13 protein-coding genes are annotated in these 19,585 nt (G+C 62.4%); 9 read left to right on the top strand and 4 right to left on the bottom strand.

The genetic code is table 11. From position 1 onward, the window contains the following. Nucleotides 1–205: 205 nt before the first annotated feature. The 8 genes from corA (OOT43_RS15865) to OOT43_RS15900 all read left to right on the top strand — a co-directional run bounded on the left by corA (OOT43_RS15865) (nt 206) and on the right by OOT43_RS15900 (nt 13,200). The gene (gene corA / locus OOT43_RS15865; protein ID WP_266021542.1) at nt 206–1,753 is read left to right on the top strand and encodes a copper(I)-binding protein CorA; all 1,548 of its coding nucleotides are present in this window, start codon (nt 206–208) and stop codon (nt 1,751–1,753) included. 243 nt (nt 1,754–1,996) lie between these two features. Beyond that, nucleotides 1,997–4,465 carry an InlB B-repeat-containing protein gene (locus tag OOT43_RS15870; protein ID WP_266021543.1) on the top strand — a complete coding sequence of 823 codons (2,469 nt, stop codon included), beginning with the start codon at nt 1,997–1,999 and terminating at the stop codon, nt 4,463–4,465. 191 nt (nt 4,466–4,656) lie between these two features. Continuing rightward, nucleotides 4,657–5,319, top strand: coding sequence for a class I SAM-dependent methyltransferase (locus OOT43_RS15875; RefSeq protein ID WP_266021545.1), 663 nt, complete (start codon nt 4,657–4,659; stop codon nt 5,317–5,319). 80 nt (nt 5,320–5,399) lie between these two features. Next, a complete protein-coding gene (locus OOT43_RS15880; RefSeq protein ID WP_266021546.1) occupies nt 5,400–6,026 on the top strand; it encodes an MIP/aquaporin family protein in 627 nt (208 codons plus the stop codon). A gap of 205 nt (nt 6,027–6,231) precedes the next feature. Beyond that, complete coding sequence (locus tag OOT43_RS15885) at nt 6,232–8,553, top strand: cytochrome-c peroxidase (RefSeq protein ID WP_266021547.1); 2,322 nt, start codon at nt 6,232–6,234, stop codon at nt 8,551–8,553. 38 nt (nt 8,554–8,591) lie between these two features. Then, on the top strand, nt 8,592–10,202 hold the full coding sequence (mopE, locus tag OOT43_RS15890) for a copper-binding surface/secreted protein MopE (protein WP_266021549.1): 1,611 nt from the start codon (nt 8,592–8,594) through the stop codon (nt 10,200–10,202). A 179-nt stretch (nt 10,203–10,381) separates the two neighbouring features. Next, the gene (corA, locus tag OOT43_RS15895) at nt 10,382–11,959 is read left to right on the top strand and encodes a copper(I)-binding protein CorA (protein WP_266021550.1); all 1,578 of its coding nucleotides are present in this window, start codon (nt 10,382–10,384) and stop codon (nt 11,957–11,959) included. 332 nt (nt 11,960–12,291) lie between these two features. Continuing rightward, entirely contained in the window at nt 12,292–13,200 is a 909-nt protein-coding gene (locus OOT43_RS15900) for a sulfotransferase family protein (protein WP_266021552.1), read from the top strand. A gap of 81 nt (nt 13,201–13,281) precedes the next feature. Here the strand turns inward: OOT43_RS15900 and OOT43_RS15905 are convergent, their stop codons facing one another. The 3 genes from OOT43_RS15905 to OOT43_RS15915 are packed head-to-tail and all read right to left on the bottom strand — an operon-like array spanning nt 13,282 to nt 15,450. Next, a complete protein-coding gene (locus OOT43_RS15905) occupies nt 13,282–13,446 on the bottom strand; it encodes a hypothetical protein (RefSeq protein ID WP_266021554.1) in 165 nt (54 codons plus the stop codon). A gap of 35 nt (nt 13,447–13,481) precedes the next feature. Beyond that, nucleotides 13,482–14,474 (bottom strand): LysR substrate-binding domain-containing protein, encoded by a 993-nt coding sequence (locus tag OOT43_RS15910; protein ID WP_266021556.1) that lies wholly within the window; start codon nt 14,472–14,474, stop codon nt 13,482–13,484. Between the two features lie 46 nt (nt 14,475–14,520). Beyond that, complete coding sequence (locus OOT43_RS15915) at nt 14,521–15,450, bottom strand: LysR substrate-binding domain-containing protein (RefSeq protein WP_266021557.1); 930 nt, start codon at nt 15,448–15,450, stop codon at nt 14,521–14,523. A gap of 219 nt (nt 15,451–15,669) precedes the next feature. On the opposite strand from OOT43_RS15915, the gene OOT43_RS15925 reads away from it, so the two are divergent. After that, on the top strand, nt 15,670–18,408 hold the full coding sequence (locus tag OOT43_RS15925; protein ID WP_317134007.1) for a lytic polysaccharide monooxygenase: 2,739 nt from the start codon (nt 15,670–15,672) through the stop codon (nt 18,406–18,408). A 72-nt stretch (nt 18,409–18,480) separates the two neighbouring features. Here the strand turns inward: OOT43_RS15925 and lpxD are convergent, their stop codons facing one another. Next, entirely contained in the window at nt 18,481–19,545 is a 1,065-nt protein-coding gene (lpxD, locus tag OOT43_RS15930; protein ID WP_266021558.1) for a UDP-3-O-(3-hydroxymyristoyl)glucosamine N-acyltransferase, read from the bottom strand. Nucleotides 19,546–19,585: the final 40 nt, after the last annotated feature.

Consider the following 19,585-nt stretch of genomic DNA (forward strand, 5'->3'; position numbering starts at 1 on the left):
AGCCGATGCCTGTGCGGAACGAAGACGCAAACCCGGCTTGACGAGCAATGCAGCCTGGAGCCTGCGTCGAATCCCCTGGCATCTGTGTGAATTCACGCGATCCGCGGGCCACTGGGTTCAGTACGAGGGCTGTAAGCGCCTGATTCCGGTTCTTGGCATCGACGTTGCTGGGCTGGCTCTACGGAATCCTCCGAACGATAACCCTATGAACGCAATCCGCTGCTATGCCGTCCTGGCCGTCGGGCTCGCCGCCGCGCTGCCGCCAAGCGCCTTCGCCGCCCGACTGAGCTATTCGGAAGCCTATGTCGAAAAGCTCAAAGGCGGCGAGAAGACCGGTACTGAACTGCTGGTCTTGAAAGGTCATGTCGAATTCGGCGATCGGACAAGTCCTGCCGACCTGTCCGCCGAGACGGTCTGGTCCGTCGCTCTGCAAGGAAATCTCCTGGTCTCGGGTGCCCTGGGCGACGGTGCCAAGCGGAGCTTCGGGGCCAAGGGCGGCAAGTCCGTAATCCTCCTGTCCGGCGGCGGTACCCTGAAGTTTGCCTGGAACGCGGAGGGGATCGATTTCATCCTGAAATGGAAAGGCGGGCCGGGCCTGGCCGCGCGGTACAGGGGAGAAACCACCGGTATTTCGGCCTCGGGGTATCCGGTGGACATTGCCATCGGCCGCCTGAAAGGCTATTTCGACGTGTCGGCGACGGGGCAGGCGAAAACCAGGACGAAGAAGGGGGTGGCGCTGTCCAGCATTGCCCTGAAGGGGGCGGCGACTTCGGCGGGGCTGGAGGCTCCGGACAGGGATGGCGACGGCTATGCCGCCGACGTGGATTGCGGCGATTTCGAGGCCGCCATCAACCCGGGTGCGGCGGAAGCCATGCTGGACGGGCTCGACTCCAACTGCGACGGCCGCGATTCCGGGGTGCCGGAAGTGATCGATACGTTTAGCGTGGGCGGCAACTTCACCAGTCCGGCCGTCAGTTTCGCCAGGCCGGATGCTCCCGGTTCAGCGCGCGATTTTTCCGGTTGGGACAAGACCTTTGTTTTTCCCTCCGTCGGCAAACGTTCGTTCTACGATCCGAGCGTCGGCAACTATTACAACGACGATACGATGACGCCGGTGACGGACGGCCAGATCATCTGGCGCGGATGGCCCCATACCGGCAAATGGGGATTTTTCTACGGTTCCGCCGGCAACCGGATCACCTTGACCCTGGAGCCCGATGCCTCGGTCGAAGCACTGGGGACCCACCCGGCCTTCATACTGTTCTGGCGGCCGGAAGGCGGGCCTCTGACCTGGGAGGGTACGCAGGACATCGATGCCGGCCAGACGGTTCCGGAAAACTCCGACATCATCCCTGCCCACAACATGCCGCAGCGGGCCGATTGGACTATCCGGGGCCTGCCGGCGAAAACCGATCACACCGCGCCGTCAGGGGTGGACACCGTGCTGTATCCCATGGGTGCCGCCAGCTACACGCTATACCATGTCGATGCCGGTTACGACGCCGACAAATACGTGGCGGGCAACGTGCTCCTCATGCATTCCACCGCTTTGAATTCGATCGCAGTGAGCGACGGCGCCGCCGGCAAGCTCAGCAAGACCCTCGTTCTGCCCAAGGACGGTTACTACCTGCTTTATGTCGGCAATGTGCTGGAATTGGCCGGCTGGAGCCTGAGCGACAGCGGCAAGCTCCAGACCGTCGATGAAATTGCGCCGCCGGCTATTCACATCGACGTCACGATTTCAAAGCCTTAAGCCCTGTCTACCCGGAGCGGAGCCTTGCGGGCGGCGGGAGCGCCGGCAGATTTCCCCGCGCTTTCTCCTGCCGTCTCGTGGGAAGAACCGTCCGCGTGAAACCACGCAGTCGCCGTGAGTTTTCGCGCGGAACCCGTGTTATTTGTAAGCAACTTATTGATACTAATGGCTATTGATATTGGTATCCTTTTTGCAGCAAGGGGCGCTGGATCAATCGATGATTTGCTTGACGAGTAGAACGGTATGAAACATCCAATCGGATACATCTTCGCGCTGGGCCTTGTCGTGGCGCAGCTGTCGGCAGCCGCTTCGGCGGGGGTTTCCTACAACCTGAACAATTACGACGGCACGGGCGATTCGGGGGGCGACGGGAATCTTCCCGCCATCTGGACCAACCCGGTGGCTACCGACACGTATGCGGGCACGTTGAATGCCATGTGGATTGCCGATTTCTCGACAAGCCCGGAGACGCTCGTATTGTCCACCGCGGATGCGCTTACCCGAACCTTTACGTCCAAGGGGGCGACGGCGAACACGCCCGCCGATTATTGGCTGGCGGTCGGGGCCAAGTCGTGGTTCGACGAATCTGCCGGGAACGGATGGGGGCATGCGCTGGACTTCGGCCTGGTGAACCTGCCTGAAGACGGCAATCTGACCATCACCGTGGAGGCCGACGGTTCGGAGCTGGTTCCGGCCCTGAGCGTCTACAAGGGCTGGGACACCAGCAAATCCTCATCCCGCCATGCCGAATTCAAGGACAAGGAGGACAACCCGCTGTCGGGCACCTCGGGTCTCGTCTATCTCAACAGCAAAGCCGCTTCCGCCGCCGGAAAAGCCGTGACCCTGACCCTCACCGGGCTCAAGGCGGGCCAATACGAGGTGTTCGTGGGCGGCAACAACGGCACGGCGGGAGGCAGGTACAAAGTGACGCTCGCGACCTCGCCGGCGCGCTACCGCATCACCGACCTTGGCACCTTGGGCACGGGCGTCAACAGCGTTGCCAATGGCGTCAACAATCGTGGCGAAGTCGTGGGCTACTCGCGTTACAACGCGAACTTCAACGCGACCCACGCTTTCAAGTACGGCAACGGCGCCATGACCGATCTGGGCACGCTGATACCCGGCGGAGAGGTACAGGGCGGCACCTACTCCAGGGGGTACGGCATCAATGATGCCGGTGTCGCGGTCGGCTACAGTTATCTCGATACCGGCGGGTTGAAGCTTTCCTACCCCGCGGTCCGCTACAACGCCGACGGTACCATTACCCAACTCGGGACTTTCCGCACCGACGCCAGCGGGGGCGGCACGGCCCATGACATCAACGCCGCCGGCGTCATCGTCGGTTATGCCTCGTCCGGCGACAGCAGCTCCAACCACTACGATCCGTTCATCTGGAAAGACGGCGTCCTGACTTCGTTGGGTTCGCTCGGCGGAACCCGCGGCAAGGCTTTGGCCGTGAACGACTCCAACGAGGCGGTCGGGTGGTCTTTCACCGCGGGCGACGCCGCCACGCACGCCTTCCTCCATACGGGCGGCGCCATGCACGATCTGCACGACACGTTCGCCTCTTCCGTGGAGGGCGCGACAGGCTCGGCGGCGAGCGACATCAACGCGGAAGGGACGGTCGTCGGATCGGTCAACACTTCCAACGGCAGTCACGCGGTGCTCTACCGCCAGGGCATCGTCACCGATCTGGGTTGGCTGCCGGGAGGCAGCAGCGGCAGCGCCGCCGGAATAAACAACGAATCCCGGATCGTGGGCTCCGCGTCGGTTTCGGGCGTTGACGGCGCAACCCATGCCTTCCTGTACGAGGACGGCAAAATCTACGACCTGAACAATCTGCTGGAGATCAACCCCGGCTGGGAATTGACCGACGCGTCCGCGATCAGCAATACGGGCTACGTCGTGGGCACCGGCGACATCAATGGCACGTATCACGCCTTCCTGCTGTCGCCCATACCGAACCAGATGAAACTGGATCTGGCTATCGCCGGTTCCGGCAAGGTGCAAAGCGATCCGGCGGGTTTGGATTGCGCCCTGACCTGCGCCGGCAGTTTCGATGAAGGCGCGCAGGTCAGCTTGTCGGCGGCGCCCGCGGCCGGGTTCGCGTTTTCCGGCTGGGCCGGCGCCTGCTCGGGCAACGGTACCTGCACAGTCACGATGGATGGCCACAAGTCTGTGACCGCTACGTTCGCCGCCGTTCAGAAATCGCTGGCCGTGGCGATCGCCGGGGCCGGGTCGGTCAAAAGCAGTCCGGCGGGTTTGAATTGCGTGGGAGGGAGCTGTGAAAGCGGCTTCGACCAGAACGCGCAGGTCACCTTGTCCGCGGTCCCTGAGCCGGGGTACGTGTTCCTGGGATGGTCCGGCGGCTGCACCGGCACCGGCGCTTGTATCTTGACGATGGACGGCGACAAATCCGTGTCGGCGAAGTTCATTTCTTCTTCGACCCCGCAATACAAGCTTCGCGTCAGCAAGCCCCAAAAAGGCACGGTGACCAGCAGTCCGGACGGAATCCACTGCGGCGGCTCGGGCAAGTCGTGCAAGGCCTCGTTTTATCAAGGTACGGAAGTGACGCTGATCGCCATGCCGAAAGACGGTCAATACCTGAAGCGTTGGGTGGGCTGCACTTCCTCCGAAGGAGCGGTGTGCCGGGTGGCGGTTAGCGGGAAGAGCCGTCTGGTCACGGCCAAGTTTGCCAAGCTGCCGAAGTAAAGCAGGCCAAGGCACCGTTCTGGTCCCGCCACGGCCTCTCAGGCGACAGGTGCGTGGCGGCTTCCGCATCACGCCCTGTCGGCCCGGTATCGCCCGTCACCCCGGATGCCAGCGGCCGGCATGGCAAATCGTTCTGGTGCGCGCAAGAATAAGGCTTCCTCCAAGCCGCGGCCAAACGAGCCAGCACCCTCATGGAACGAAGACCCGAGCCTGAACTGATGGACGACGAAGCACAGGCATTGGCCTATGCGCAAGCGGATTTTTCCGAAGCGCACAACCGTTTCGTCGCCCTGTTCACCGAATGTTTTCCCGGCGAGCCGGGCTCCGGCGTCTGCCTGGATCTCGGCTGCGGGGCGGCCGACGTGCTGGTGCGGTTCGCTAGAGCTCACCCGGAATGCCGCATCGACGGCGTGGACGGCGCCCCTGCGATGCTGGCGCTGGCACAGGTGGCCGTGGATGCCGCACACCTGCAGGACCGTGTCCGGCTGATTCAGGGTTACCTCCCCGGTGCCGAGCTGCCCTGCCGGGACTACGACGCCGTCATCTCCAATTCACTGCTGCACCATCTGGCGGCGCCGTCGGTTCTGTGGGAGACCGCGAAACGCCATGGGAGGCCAGGCGCGGCTCTGTTCGTGATGGACCTGTTGAGGCCCGATACGCCGGCGCGCCTCGACGAACTCGTACAGCGCTACGCGGCCGATGCCCCGCCCGTATTGCAGCGGGATTTCCGCAATTCTCTGCTCGCCGCCTACCGCCCGGACGAAGTGCGGGCGCAACTGGACGACGCGGGGCTTGGTTCCTGCCGGGTTTCGGTCGTCAGCGACCGGCACTGGATCGCATTTGGACGGCTCTAGCGGTCCGTTGCTATAGTCCGATTCCAGCATCCGGAGCTGGTTCCGGATGTCTTGATGATTCCAGATCACTAGGGGGGACAATGAACAAATACATCGTCGAACTGATTGGGACATTCTTCCTGGTACTTACCGTCGGGTGCACCGTGATCGCCGGCGCGGGCGGCGTCATTCCGCCTCTTGCGATCGGTTCCGCGCTGATGGTCATGATTTTCGCCGGCGGCCACATCTCAGGCGGCCACTACAATCCTGCCGTCACGCTGGGGGTTTGGATGCGCGGGCGTTGCAGCGGCAAGGACGTCATCCCTTATTGGATAAGCCAGATCATCGGCGCGGTGCTCGCGGCCGCTGCCGTCAAATTCCTCAAGGCAGGGGCAGAGGTCACCGCCATGGCCCCGGCCGTTGGGCCGGCATTGGTGGCCGAGTTCCTGTTCACCTTCGCACTGGTCTACGTGGTGCTGAACGCCGCCACGGCGAAGGGGACGGCGGGCAATTCGTTTTACGGGCTGGCGATCGGTATGACGGTGATGACGGGGGCGTTTGCCGTGGGAAACATCTCCGGCGGAGCCTTCAATCCCGCGGTGGCCGTCGGGATTTCCACCATGGGGCTCTCTGCCTGGTCCAACCTCTGGATCTACCTGTTGGCCGATCTGGCGGGCGGCGGCGCGGCCGCTCTGGTGTTCAAGCTGGTGAGCCCGGACGACAGATAGGCTCTCCGTCCATAAGGAAAGTCCCGCGCCTTCCCCGGATCCGCCCACGGCGGACCGGGGCGGGTGCGGTGCCTGCTGAGCGAGATGACGCAGTGATTGCGGGATATTCCGCAGTTGGTCGCCCCGGCTTTTTCGCCGGTGATTTGTAACACGCTGTTTATTAGTATTTTTTAATGATGGTATCGAACTTGCCTTAGAGCGAGGCATGTTCAAACTTTTCCGCCATCATCCCATGCGCTCCGGTACTTCGAGTCTTCTGGCCATCGGGTCGGCAACCCTGCTCACCCTCCTCCTGGCTGCCGCCATCTACCCCCCGGCCGCGTCCGCGCACGGGGCGCTGGTTTTCCCCTTTTCCCTGAAGAACGTCCAGCCGCCGCCCATTCCGGGCCTCGGCAAGGTCGTGAAGAACGAAAAGGCGCTGCTGGTGCTCGGCAAGGCGCTGTTCTGGGACATGAACGTCGGCAGCGACGGCATGGCCTGTGCGAGCTGCCATTTCCACGCAGGCGCGGACGTACGGACGAAAAACGCGCTGAATCCGGGCGGCAAGCGGCATTTGACCGATGCCGGCGGCGATCCCCTGTATCCGGCGCTGGCCGCGGGGTTCAAGCCTACGGCTTCCGGCGGCGCCGGCGGGCCGAATTACGAACTTACCGCCGACGATTTCCCCTTCGTCCGCTTCGCCGATCCCAACGACAACGATTCCGGCTTCACGGCGGAAACCGACAATGTCATGTCGTCTTCCGGCACCTATGCCGGTGAGTTCAAGGGGGTAAGCAAGACCGGCAATTCCCTCGACGACTGCGACCGCGCCGGGCATGACGGCGTCTATCACGTCGGCGGCACCCGCACCCGGCAGGTCGAGCCTCGCAACACGCCGACGGTCATCAATGCGGCATTGTTTCACCGCCAGTTCTGGGACGGCCGGGCCAACAGCGTGTTCAATGGCGTCAACGGCGACGGGCTCCGCGATACCGGTGCCGGTGTCTGGGTCGTGGTGAACGGCAAGCCGAAGAAAAAGCCGTTCCGGCTGGAGAACTCCTCGCTCGCCTCCCAGGCCGTGGGGCCGCCGACCAACAACCAGGAGATGTCCTGCAACGGCCGCACTTTCCCGGACGTCGGCCGCAAACTGCTGCAGCGCCGGGCACTGGAGCGGCAGGCAGTCCACGCCGAAGACGGCGTGCTCGCCGGCTCCCGCTCCGCGCAAGGCCAGGGCCTGGCGCAGACCTACGCAGAGCTGATCAAGAAGGCTTTCCGCAGCCAGTACTGGTCGGGCAAGGCGCCCCGCAAGAACCGGGCGATCTTCGGTACGCCGGCCGGGTCCTCCGAGCCGTACACCCAGATGGAAGCCAATTTCGCTCTGTATTTCGGCGTGGCGGTACAGGCCTACATGCGTACGCTGATTTCCGACCAGGCCCCCGTGGACTCCGGCAAGGTTCAGGTCTGTTTCGACGGGCAGGAACTGCATCCGGTGGCGGGCTGTCCCAATTCCGACTATCTGATCGATGCCCCGCAGGCCATGACCGCCGCCCAGCTCCGGGGTCTGCAGCATTTCATCAACGCCCACTGCATCCTCTGCCATACCGGACCGCTGGCATCGACGGCAGCCAGTCCGGAGATCGTGAGGCTGGCGAACGGCAAGGCGGTCAAGGTCGACCCGAACGGCTACTCCCTGGTGGACCGCACCAACGATCCCCTGGGGAATACGCGGCTGATGGACGCGGGTTTCGTCAACACCGGCGTCACCCATTATTCGTTCGACCCCGGACTCGGAAACAACAGTGCGAGCAATTCCTCGCAGCCGCTATCGTTTGCCAAGCAGTATCTGGCGGAGCTGGTGGGGAACGGCGGCGGCGTTTTCGACGAGCTGAAAGTCCGGCCGTGCCTGTTCACTGCGCCGTTCGTGAAGACCTCGAAGTCCGACCCCTACGGCTTCCCGGATGACCAGCTGCAGCCCGATCCGCTGGGCAGCGAGGGCTGTGTTCTTTCCAAGCTGGCCATGATCCCGACCCAGGCGGCGGCCGCCGCGGAAGCGGCCAAGGCCGAGGCCGGGAGCAGCAGCCTGCTGCGGGCCGGCGTCCAGGGTACGTTCAAGATTCCCACGCTGCGCAACGTGGAGCTGACGGCGCCGTATTTCCACAACGGCTCCGTTCTCACCCTGAATCAGGTCATCGACTTCTATATCAGGGTCGGCAACTACGCCAGCCGCGACAAGGTGGTCGAGATGCCCACCTTGAGCGACATCATCGGCAACGAGCAAGGTCCGAAGGACGACATCGCCGCCTTCCTCAAGTCCCTGACCGACGAACGGGTGCGGGACGAAGCGGCGCCTTTCGACCACCCGGCGCTCCAGGTGCCGAACGGCCATGCCGGCGACCATCAGTCCGTCAGCGATGCCGACGGGGACGGTCTGGCCGACGACGAATTTCTGGAAATCCCGGCGGTGGGCAGGAAAGGCCGCACCGCCCAGGGGCTGGGGCCGATTCAGGCCCTGCAGGGAAGCATCGAGGGATCCAACGGTATGCCTTAATACCTCAGGACTATTGCAACACCTTTAAGAGAGACACCATGAACAAAACGCATCGTTATTCCTTACTGGCCGCCGGCCTCTTTGCGGCCATGCCGCAACTGGCTGCCGCCCACGGCGGCACTCACGACGTCACCGCGGTCGCCCACCTGAGCTATTCGGAAGCCTATTCGGAAAAGCTCAAGAAAGGCCAGGAAGTCGGCACCGAACTGCTGGTGCTGGACGGACACTTCGAATTCAACGAACACGTCGGCATGGGCGATATCACCCCGGAAACGACCTGGTCGGCCGTCGTACAGGGCCAGACCCTGGCAACGGGTACCCTGGGCGATGCCACCAAGAAGAAATTCGGCGCCAAGGGCGGCATGGCGGTGATCAACGTGCCCGGCGGCGGCACGCTTAAATTCACCTGGAACGCCAAAGCCATCATGCTCAAGCTGAAATGGACCGGCGAGCCGGCCCTGGCGCGGCTTTACAAGGACCAGAACACCAGCATCAATCTGCCGCAATTCCCGGTCGACATCGCGATCGGCAGCCTGCACGGCTACTTCAACGTTCCGGTCACCGGCCAGGCGAAGGCCAAGACCAAGAACGGCACCCTGCTGTCCAAGATCGCCTTGAAAGGCAATGCGAACTCCGCGGGCCTGGACGCGCTGGACCGGGACGGCGACGGCTCCACGGCCGACGTCGATTGCAACGACTTCGCGCCCACCGTCCATCCGGGTGCCGCCGAAGCGACGCTGGACGGCGTGGATTCCAACTGCGACGGGCGCGACTCCGCTGTTGCGGAAGTCGTCGAGACGTTCAAGAATCCGGGCACCTATTCCAGCCCGGTCATCAACTTCAAGATCTCTTCGCCGCCGGGGCCGGGAACGCCCGTCTACGGGCCGCCGCGCAACTTCTCCGGCTACAACAAGAGCTTCGCGCTGGCGATCGGCAAGACCTCGTACTACGATCCGACCACGGGCATCAAGTGGAACGACGACACCATCACGCCGGTCAGCGACGGCCAGGACATCTGGCGCGGCTGGACCCATACCGGCAAATGGTCGTTCTTCAACGGCAACGCCGGCGACAAGATCACCCTCAACGTACAGCGTGATGCGCAGGAAGCCACCCTGAGAGGCGCCCATCCGGGCTTCATCCTGTTCTGGCGGCCCGAGGGCGGTCCGCTGTTCTGGGCCGGCACCCAGGATCTCGACGAAGGCCAGACCGCGCTGCCCGCCGACTCCGACACCGTCGTCGGCCACGTGATCGTGCAGCACGCCGACTGGACCGTACAGGGTTTGCCGGCCAAGGCCGACCATACCGCACCCGCGGGCGTGGATGCCGAGCTCTATCCGATGAAGACGGACAGCTACACGATGTACTACGTCGATTCCGGTTATGACGCCGACAAGTACGAGGCATCGAAGAAGCTCATCATGCACCCCACGGCGTTCAAAGGGATGGCCCTGAACGACGGCACCGCCGGGGCGTTCAGCAAGTCCATCACCCTGCCTAAGACGGGCTATTACATGCTGTACGTCGCCAACGTCCTGGAAGTGGACGACTGGGGCATCGGCGCGGACGGCAAGCTCACCACCACCGGCGAAGTCTGGGAAGTGCCGGCCAAGGGCGCCTGGGTCAACATCACGATCTCCAAGCCGTAAGTCCTCGCCTAAACCTGCGTGGTGGCATCCGCCGCCACGCTTTTCGGAAATTGCCGCGGGAGCGGCATGGGCAAGCCCGCCAGCGCTCAGGTCGTGACGTGAGCGCCTCAACGGCCCCTATGCCATGCCCTTCGGCCGCAACACTTCCATGTCTGTAGCTACTGGGAACTAGAGGCACCATGAACAAAACCTGTTGTTACACCGTCTTGGCCGCTGGTCTCGCCGCCGTGTTGCCGCAATGGGCCAACGCCGCCCAGCTCACCTATTCGGAAGCCTATGCCGAATGGCTCAAAGGCGGCCAGGAAATCGGCACCGAACTGCTGGTCATAAAAGGGCACTTCGACTTCGACGGGCAAATGAGCTTTGCCGATGTGAGCGCCGCCACCGCTTGGTCAGCCGCTTTACAGGGCAAGACCCTGGTTTCGGGCAGCTTGGGCGACGGCGCCAAGCAAAACTTCGGAGTCAAAAGCGGCAAATCGGTCATCGTACTGCCCGGCGGTACGTTGAAGTTCACCTGGAACACCGAGGGGATCGACTTCGTTCTGAGATGGAAAGGCGAGCCGGCGCTGGCCAGCCAGTACAAGGACCAGACCACCACGATCTCGGCCGCGAGGATTCCCGTCGACATCAGTATCGGCGGCCTGAAAGGCTATTTCGACGTCGCTGCGACGGGGAAGGCGAAAGCCAAGACGAAGAAGGGTGTGACGCTGTCCAACATCGCCCTGAAAGGCTCGGCGACTTCGGCCGGGCTAAATGCGCTGGACCGGGACGGCGACAGCTATCATGCCGACGTGGACTGCAATGACTTCGCGCCCACCGTCCATCCGGGCGCCACCGAAGCGACGCTGGACGGTGTGGACTCCAATTGCGACGGGCGAGACTCCGGCGTGGCCGAGATGGTGGAAACCTTTGCTTTAAAGGGTACCGGCCGCTCCAGTCCGGTCATCAATTTCACGAATGTTTCCCAGCCTGGGCCGGGAACGCCGCAGTATGGGCCGTTGCGCGATTTTTCCGGCTATAACAAAAGCTTTTCGGCCCCGGTCGGCAAGACATCGTTCTACGATCCGACCACGGGCATCAAGTGGAACGACGACACCATTACGCCGGTCAGCGACGGCCAGGACATCTGGCGTGGTTGGACCCACACCGGCAAATGGTCCTACTTCAACGGTGCTGCGGGCGACAAGATCACCCTCAGCGTCCAGCGGGACGCATCGGAAGCCAGCCTGAGAGGCGCCCATCCGGGCTTCATCCTGTTCTGGCGGCCCGAGGGCGGTCCTCTGACCTGGGCAGGCACTCAGGACATCGCCGAAGGGCAGACGATGCCAGCAAACTCCGACATTGTCCCCGCTCATACCCTGATTCAGCATGCCGACTGGACCATCCAGGGTTTGCCGGCCAAGGCCGACCATACCGCACCCGCGGGCGTGGATGCCGAGCTCTATCCGATGAAGACGGACAGCTACACGATGTACTACGTCGATTCCGGTTATGACGCCGACAAGTACGAGGCATCGAAGAAGCTCATCATGCACCCCACGGCGTTCAAAGGGATGGTCCTGAACGACGGCACCGCCGGGGCGTTCAGCAAGTCCATCACCCTGCCTAAGACGGGCTATTACATGCTGTACGTCGCCAACGTCCTGGAAGTGGACGACTGGGGCATCGGCGCCGACGGCAAGCTCACCACCAGCGGCGACGTCTGGGAATTGCCTGCCAAGGGCGCCTGGATCAACATCACGATCTCCAAGCCGTAAAGGGTTCCTCGAAAAGCCCGTCATTCCCGCGCAAGCGGGAATCCATGTCTTTAGTTTTTACTGGGCTCCCGCTTGCGCGGGAGCGACGAAAAGAGGGGTGCCCTAAAGCGCTCTCCGCGATGATCGGCTCCCGGCGAGGATAGCGCTGGCGAGCTCCGAGACTTCCGGAACGCTATATCGAAAACCCCGTCGCTTGCGGCGGGGTTTTTTTTGCCTGAGGCGTGTTGAAGGCGCAAAGATACAATCGGCGTACAAATCTCCTGCGATCGGACACATTTGGAATACAGCCAGATGTTTTACTAAGCCCGTTTCTAACGGCTGTGGAGATAATCATGAGTTTACTAGGAAACTTATATGCTGCGCTTCCCTTTCACGGAGTAAAACGCCCAGTATTTATCCTTGGTTTCGGACCTTCGGGCGCGACGATCCTCGGTACTTCATTATCAAGTCATCCGGATGTCGCCTATTTGAACGAGCCCAGGGCCTTATGGGTTTCCGCGTATCCGGAAGTCGATATCTGGTCATCCAAAGCTCCGTCTCGCGGCGGAAAGCTCGTCCTCGATGCCGCAGATGCCGTATATGCCAAAAGCAAGAAGCTAAGCCGATTGTTACGGATCGAAGCCATCAAACGCGGAGGCTCGGTTCTCATCGAAAAAAACCCGGCCAATAATTTTCGCCTCGCATTCATCCGTCATATTTTTCCTGACGCTAGATTCATCCATATCTATAGAAATGGCCTCGAAGTCGCCACATCGATTGCAAAAATGATCGAGATAGGCGGCTGGCATGGGGAGGATGCTTACAAATGGGACAAGCTGGCCGAATATGCAATGCGCTTCGACGAGACGCGCCATCTGCCCGGCTTATGTTCAACGCCGTATGAAAAAGGGTTGCTGGAGTGGAGGCTGAGCACCGAAGCGGCGGTCCGCTTTCTGCGCAGCCTGCCGGAGAATAGTTTCTTCGAGCTTAATTATGACGAGTTCATCGATCGGCCGTTCAATATATTTTCGAGGCTGACCGAGTTTATCGGAATAGATGCCGATCCTAATATGGCGAGTTTTCTTGCAAAACGCCTGATTCGAAGAGCGCCCAAGCCGGGATATTGCAACGTATCGGAAAAAGACGAGCTTATCGGCGGGCCGCTGTTGCCCCTGTCGATGGACGGTAATGGCGGGTTGACGAGGCGTTATGTCCCGAACGCGTTTCCCGCGAACTTGGCCGGCGTACTGCGGGCGGCTTGATGTCCGAGGTAAACGGTATCTTTGGGCTGGGCGTATAGCTGCCGCCGATATATCGGCGACAGCTGTTGTGCGCACTGTTCCCTATGCGGCAGTGAAGCCCGCGCCATGATATTCCGGCCGAGGAACTACCTTTCTGAGCTGCCTATGGGGCAGTGAAGCCAGCACCCGGCAATGCTCGAGGTAATAAAGATTGGCGCGCTTGGAATGGAGGATGGTCTTGAGATCGGATGGGGAGGTGTAGTCCATGATGCTCCTGGGTTTCTTGGGGCGGCGGTGGTTCGCTATTCCGGATACTTGTCGAGCCGGAACAGCCAATCCTGTTCCTGTTGCGTCCGCTCCCGCTGCTCGATGGGTGGAAGCCAAGTGGTCCGGGCGCTTTCCGTGATTTTTTCCCGCAGCCAGCGGTGGGCCGGGTCCGATTGCGCCGAGCGGTGCCAGATCATGTAGATGGGAACCCGTTCGATCTGCCAGGGGACGGGATAGCACTGGATGCCGAACTGGTCTTGGAAAGTGTGGGCGAGCCGCTGCGACGTAAAGGCCAGCAGTTCGGTTTGCGCAACGGCCAGCAGCAGGATCATGACGTTCGGCACCTGGAGCGAGATCCGTTCGTTGACCCGGTCGAACCAGGTTTCCTGTTCGGGAATGACGCTCAGGCTGGGGTAGTGTCCGTTGACTGCGACGAAATGCTCCCGCAGCGCCTGCTCCGGGGTGAACGAGTCGCCGATGCGGGGGTGGTCCCGCCGCGCGATGATGACCATCTGGTGCTGGTAGACCAGATCGTGAGCCAGGCTGGGGTCGGCGAACCGGTTGTAGTGCACCAGAACGTCCAGGCTGCGGTCGCGCAGTTTGCCGATCGCCTCTTTTTCGGAGTCGAGTGAGTGGACCGACAGGCGGGCATTCGGCGCTTCGCTGTGGATAGCCTGGTACAGCGCCGTGCTCATCAGGGAGCCGCCGCCATAGACCATGGACACCGAAAAATGCCGATAGCTTTCGGCAGGGTCGAATGCGTCGTCGGCGGACAGGCCGGTCCGGATCAGATTGAGGGCCTGGTGTGTCCGGTCGTAAAGCTCGTCCGCACATGGCGTCGGTTGCAGCCCCAGGTTTTTCCTCGCCACAAAGAGCGGGTCTTGCGTTACCAGCTTGAGCCGCCGCAGGGCGTTGCTGATGGCGGGCTGGGTCATGCGCAGGCGCTCCGCCGCCTTGAGCTGGCTGCGCTCTTCATAGACCGCTTCGAATACCGTCAACAGGTTCAGATCCGTGCCGCGCAGGTTCATAGGGTGAGTGGCTCCGTTGTCGTTGATCGTCAGTCGCTTGCCGGCTTCATGCGCTCGACCCGGCGGGCCGATCCCGGATCCTCCGTACGCATTCTTTGAGCTTTTCCCGGAACCACCGGTGTGCCGGGTCCTCTTGAGCGGAACGGTGCCAGATCATGTACATGGGTACGGGCTCGTTCTGCCAAGGGACTGGGTAGCGCTTGATGTCGAACCGCTTGCCGAAGGTATCGGCAAAGTGCCGGGAGGTGAACGCCAGCAGATCGGTCTGCGCGACCATCACCAGCGATACCATGACGCTCGGAACCTGAAGAGCGATTCTTTCGCCGACGCGGTCGAACCATGCTTCCCGCCGCATGCCCGGGAAGTGGCCTTCCACTATGGCGAAATGCTCTTGCAGCGCTTGTTCCGGCGTCAGCGACTCGCCCAGACGCGGGTGGTCACGGCGCGCGATGACGACCAACTGATGCTGGTCGATCAGTTCGTGCGCCAGGCGGGGATCGGAAAATTTGTTGTAGTGCACGAGGATGTCGAGGCTGCGGTCGCGCAGCCTCGCTATCGCTTCTTTCTCGGATTCGATCGCATGGATAGACAAGCGGGTTTTCGGCGCATCCCGCCCGAGAGCGTGGTACAGGGGCGGGCCGATCACCGATCCGTCGCCGTGGATGATGGACAGCGAAAACTGCCGCCGGCTTTCGGCAGGGTCGAATTCATGGTCGTGGGCCAGACTGGTCCTGACAAGCTCGAGCGCATGATGGATCTGCTCGTAGATTTCGTCCGCGCGCGGCGTCGGCTGCAGCCCGACGTTTTTCCTCGCCAGAAACAGGGGGTCTTGTGCCACTAGCTTGAGGCGGCGCAGGGCGTTGCTGATGGCCGGCTGGGTCATGCACAGGCGCTCCGCTGCCTTGAGCTGGCTGCGCTCTTCATAGACCGATTCGAATACCGTCAACAGGTTCAGGTCCGTGCCGCGTAGATTCATGAGGTGAATGGCTCCGTTTACAAAATCGCAATTGGACGAACTATCAGGCGCGAACTAAACATTTACAGTCAGCAAGGCGCCCGTTCGCGGTTTCTCATCTCCGCACTCACGGGAGCGGGGCGCCTGGCTGGCAAGGCAAAGCGGCGCATCAGGCACCGAGGGACTTCGCCGGTACCCGTTCGCTTTCCTCTTCAGTTCGACGTTCACAGGAGTACGTCCATGAAAATGAAAAAATTGAGCTTGATCTGTCAAGCGTTGATCGGTACCGGCCTGGCCGTGGCTGCTACCGATGAGGGTTATGCGCACGGTTCGATGGAGGTTCCGCCCAGCCGGATCTACAACTGTTATCGGAGCAACCCGGAGAATCCGACCTCGGCTGCCTGCGCGGCCGCCAAAGCGGAGTCGGGTACGCAGCAGTTCTACGATTGGAACGGTGTGCGCCAGGGCAGCGCCAATAGTCAACATCGACAAGTCATTCCGGACGGACAGCTTTGCAGCGGCGGCGGTTCGGAATTCGCCGGTATGGACTTGGCGCGTTCCGACTGGGAAACGACCACCATCGCTCCCAATGCCGACGGCCAGTACCAATTCGTCTATTACGCCACGGCTCCGCATGCCACCAAGTATTTCGATTTCTACGTGACCAAAGACGGCTACGATCCGAGTCAGCCTCTGGCCTGGGACGATCTGGAAGCGGCGCCGTTTTGTTCGGTCAAGTCCGTGACGCTGAAAAACGGCCGCTACAACATGACCTGCCCCTTGCCGCAAGGCAAGAATGGGAAGCATGTGATCTACGTGATCTGGCAGCGCAGCGACAGTGGGGAAGCGTTCTACGCCTGCACCGACGTCGTGTTTTCCGCCGGCGGGACGCCCACAAACACACCTACGCCCGCGCCGACTCCCGGCGCCACCGCTGCGCCCAGCCCGACGCCGGCGCCCACCGCCGCGCCCTCGGCTGCGGCGCCCGACGGCACCTGGGTCGGCGGCTATTATCCGAGCTGGTCGTACTGGCGGGTGCATTCCGGCTTCATGGCCAATGCCGACAACCGGTCGCTCTCCGGCTTGAGATCGGGCAGGGGCACTTTCAAGATCGTCTCGGCGAGCGCGGCCAAGCCCCAGTACGTCACCTATGCCTTCCTGACGATCAAGACCAGCAGGAACAGCAACGCGGACGTCAGCTACGGCGGTTCCGCGATCAACTACCAGGGGGCCGCGAACGGCGCGGTGGTCGACGTCGACGAGCTGGTCGAAGCGGATGTTGCCGCCAAGAACTACGCCTATCTGCAGGACTACGTGGCCCAGACCGGCGCCATCCCCGTGGCCTCGGTCGGCGGCTGGAGCTACACCCAGCGCTTCACAGATTTCTATCAAGACTGGACTGCCAATCCGCAGGTGCTGGACACCTTCGTCACCAGCGCCGCGGCCTGGATGAAGAACCACGGCTTCAAGGGCCTCAGCATCGACTGGGAATATCCCGGTTTCGGCCACAACGGCAGCCAGGACCAGGGCAAACACCAGGGTGAGGGCGCTTTCTTCAACACCTTGATCGCCCGTCTCGGCGCCAAGCTGGCAGAGCTGTCGCAGCAGGACAGCGTACATTATTACCTGTCCGTGGCGACTTCGGTGAATCCGTACATCGCGGCGGGGGATAATGGTTCGATCGATTGGAAGACGGTTGCGCAGCAGGTCGACTGGATCGATCTGATGGCGCTCGACATCAACGGCGAATTCAACGCGGGCGCACCGTCTGACCAGGCGGTCGCGGCTTCCCAGGCGCCGCTGGACTACATCCAGAAAGCGCTGGATTTCTACATCACCCAGTCGGGCGTGCCGTCCAGGAAGATCGTCCTGGGCGTGCCGGCCTACGCGCGGCAGATGCTGGTGCAGGATCAGCCGGCTTCGGCCAACCAGTTCGGCTACGGCGGGTTTATGAAATATCCGGGGATCGACGGCATATTCAACACCTTCGAGAGCAATTACTACGCTGCCGGGGCCAAGTACAGCCAGGCGTTCACGGATTCGCCCAATCCGGAGGCCTATTATCCGGCCGGCGGCGCAGTGGATTTCACTGGGGTCTATCCGTATTCGTGCTTCACCAAGCTGTTGAATCCGGGCGCCACCGTAGCGGCGGATTGCCCGATGATGCTGAACGCGACGCCCAATGGGATCGACAACCGCGGCCAGGGCGGCCAGGAACTGCCGTCGGACATCAAGGCGACCCAGGTCGGCGTCTACGACTGGCTGTACAGCCAGAGCCAGAGCGTAGTCCAGAACTTCTACGGCGGCAGCGGCTATTACCCGGCCTACCCCGTCTTCTCGCTGGAATCCAAACGCTCGCTGGATACCAAGATCGACCAATTGGTGAGGCCGTACAACCTGGGCGGGGTGTGGTTCTGGGACTATACCCAGGACTCCGTGAACGATCCGAGCATGTCTCTGGTGGTCGAGGCGTACAACAAGCTGCGCTCGTCGGCTCCGAGCCCGACGCCCGCGCCGACGGCGACGCCGAGCCCGACAGCCAGCCCAAGCCCGGCCCCGACCGTCACGCCGACTCCAGCGCCGACAGCGACGCCGAAGCCGACCGCCAGCCCGACGCCTGCGCCGACCCCGAACTATCCGAAATATGTCGATGGCAAGGCATACGCGGTGGGAGCCAAGGTCGTCGCGATCGACGGCAACGTCTACCAGTGCAAGATCGCGGGCTGGTGCAGCACCGGCGGCTGGGCCTACGCGCCGTTCGCGGGAACCTACTGGAGTTCCGCCTGGACGAAGCTCACGACCAACGGCACGCCCGATCTGACGGCCGCCCAGCCGTATCAGAACGGCGTCGGGTACAAGGCGGGCGATATGGTCAAGGTTGGGAGCCAGGTGTATTACTGCAAGCAGCCCGGCTGGTGCGGCCAGGCGGCGTATGCGCCGGGTTCGAGCAATGGCCCGATGGCCTGGGGAAAGTTCTGAGCCTGACTAGACGCCGGCCCGATTCGGGCCTTGAGCGGTAGAGAATCCCCGCCGCTATGCGGCGGGGATTTCTTATTTGGCGGAACCGAGCTCGGCGACGGCTTTTTCCAACTTCTTCAGCCGGGTCCAGATTTCGTGCAGGCGCGGCATCACCGCCATGTTCTTGAGGTATTGCTGCAAGGGCTGGGCGGGGCCGCCGGCGTACATGCCGGGTTGCTTGATGCTGGTGTTGAGGCCGGCGCGGTGCAGCAGCACGCTGTCGTCGGCGACCGTGATGTGGTCGATCGTGCCGGTCTGGCCGGTGGCGATGACGCGCTTGCCGAAACGGGTGGAGCCGGACAGCCCGGTATGGGCACAGAGGATGCAGTCTTCCCCGATCTCGACGTTGTGGCCGAGGTGCACCAGTGCGTCGATGATGGTGCCGCTGCGGACGCGGGTCGCGCCGTAGGTGCCGCGGTCGATGGTGGTGTTGGCCCCGATCACCACGCGGTCTTCGATGACGACCTTGCCGGTGTGCGGAATGCGGTAGTTGCGGCGCTGGGCGTCCTGGGCGAAGCCGAAGCCTTCCGAGCCGATGACGCACCCTGGCTTGAGGATGCAGTTGGCGCCGATTTCACAGTCGATGCAGACGGTGACGCCGGGATGCAGCACGGTTTCCGCGCCGATGCGGGCGCCGCGCTCGATCACCGCGTTGGCCATCAGCACCACGCCCCGGCCCAGGACGACATCGGCTCCGATCACCACGCCCGGACCGATGATGGCATCGTCGGGTACTTCCACGCTGTCGTGGATCACGGAAGAAGGATGGATGCGCGGCCATTCGGTGTCGCGCACGTCGCGGTCGGCGTAGGCCTGTTTGATCAGCGCGATGGCGAGGCGGACGTTGGGCGCGACCAGTACGGCCAGTGCCGGCGATTCGCCGAATTCGGCGGCGATGGCCGGCGTCGCGATGACGGCTGCCGGCTTGCGTTCGAGTACGTCGCCGACGTATTTGGGCTTGTCGATGAACACCAGGTCGCCGGAGGCACAGTCCTCGATCGGCGCGACCTGGGTAATGACGGCATCGGGGCCGAGCCGGTTCGCGATCAGCCCTTCCGGCTGGAAGCGTTCGAAGATTTCCGAAACGGTGACGTGCATGGTGAGTCCTCTTCGATGGCCGGAATGATTCGGGGTGAGT

This window comes from Methylococcus mesophilus, from assembly GCF_026247885.1.
Lineage (GTDB): Bacteria > Pseudomonadota > Gammaproteobacteria > Methylococcales > Methylococcaceae > Methylococcus > Methylococcus mesophilus.

Bases quoted from the DNA above. Each gene is read 5' to 3' on its own strand.
- corA (WP_266021542.1), top strand. From the start codon at position 206: ATGAACGCAATCCGCTGCTATGCCGTCCTGGCCGTCGGGCTCGCCGCC.
- OOT43_RS15870 (WP_266021543.1), top strand. From the start codon at position 1,997: ATGAAACATCCAATCGGATACATCTTCGCGCTGGGCCTTGTCGTGGCG.
- OOT43_RS15875 (WP_266021545.1), top strand. From the start codon at position 4,657: ATGGAACGAAGACCCGAGCCTGAACTGATGGACGACGAAGCACAGGCA.
- OOT43_RS15880 (WP_266021546.1), top strand. From the start codon at position 5,400: ATGAACAAATACATCGTCGAACTGATTGGGACATTCTTCCTGGTACTT.
- OOT43_RS15885 (WP_266021547.1), top strand. From the start codon at position 6,232: ATGTTCAAACTTTTCCGCCATCATCCCATGCGCTCCGGTACTTCGAGT.
- mopE (WP_266021549.1), top strand. From the start codon at position 8,592: ATGAACAAAACGCATCGTTATTCCTTACTGGCCGCCGGCCTCTTTGCG.
- corA (WP_266021550.1), top strand. From the start codon at position 10,382: ATGAACAAAACCTGTTGTTACACCGTCTTGGCCGCTGGTCTCGCCGCC.
- OOT43_RS15900 (WP_266021552.1), top strand. From the start codon at position 12,292: ATGAGTTTACTAGGAAACTTATATGCTGCGCTTCCCTTTCACGGAGTA.
- OOT43_RS15905 (WP_266021554.1), bottom strand. From the start codon at position 13,446: ATGGACTACACCTCCCCATCCGATCTCAAGACCATCCTCCATTCCAAG.
- OOT43_RS15910 (WP_266021556.1), bottom strand. From the start codon at position 14,474: ATGAACCTGCGCGGCACGGATCTGAACCTGTTGACGGTATTCGAAGCG.
- OOT43_RS15915 (WP_266021557.1), bottom strand. From the start codon at position 15,450: ATGAATCTACGCGGCACGGACCTGAACCTGTTGACGGTATTCGAATCG.
- OOT43_RS15925 (WP_317134007.1), top strand. From the start codon at position 15,670: ATGAAAATGAAAAAATTGAGCTTGATCTGTCAAGCGTTGATCGGTACC.
- lpxD (WP_266021558.1), bottom strand. From the start codon at position 19,545: ATGCACGTCACCGTTTCGGAAATCTTCGAACGCTTCCAGCCGGAAGGG.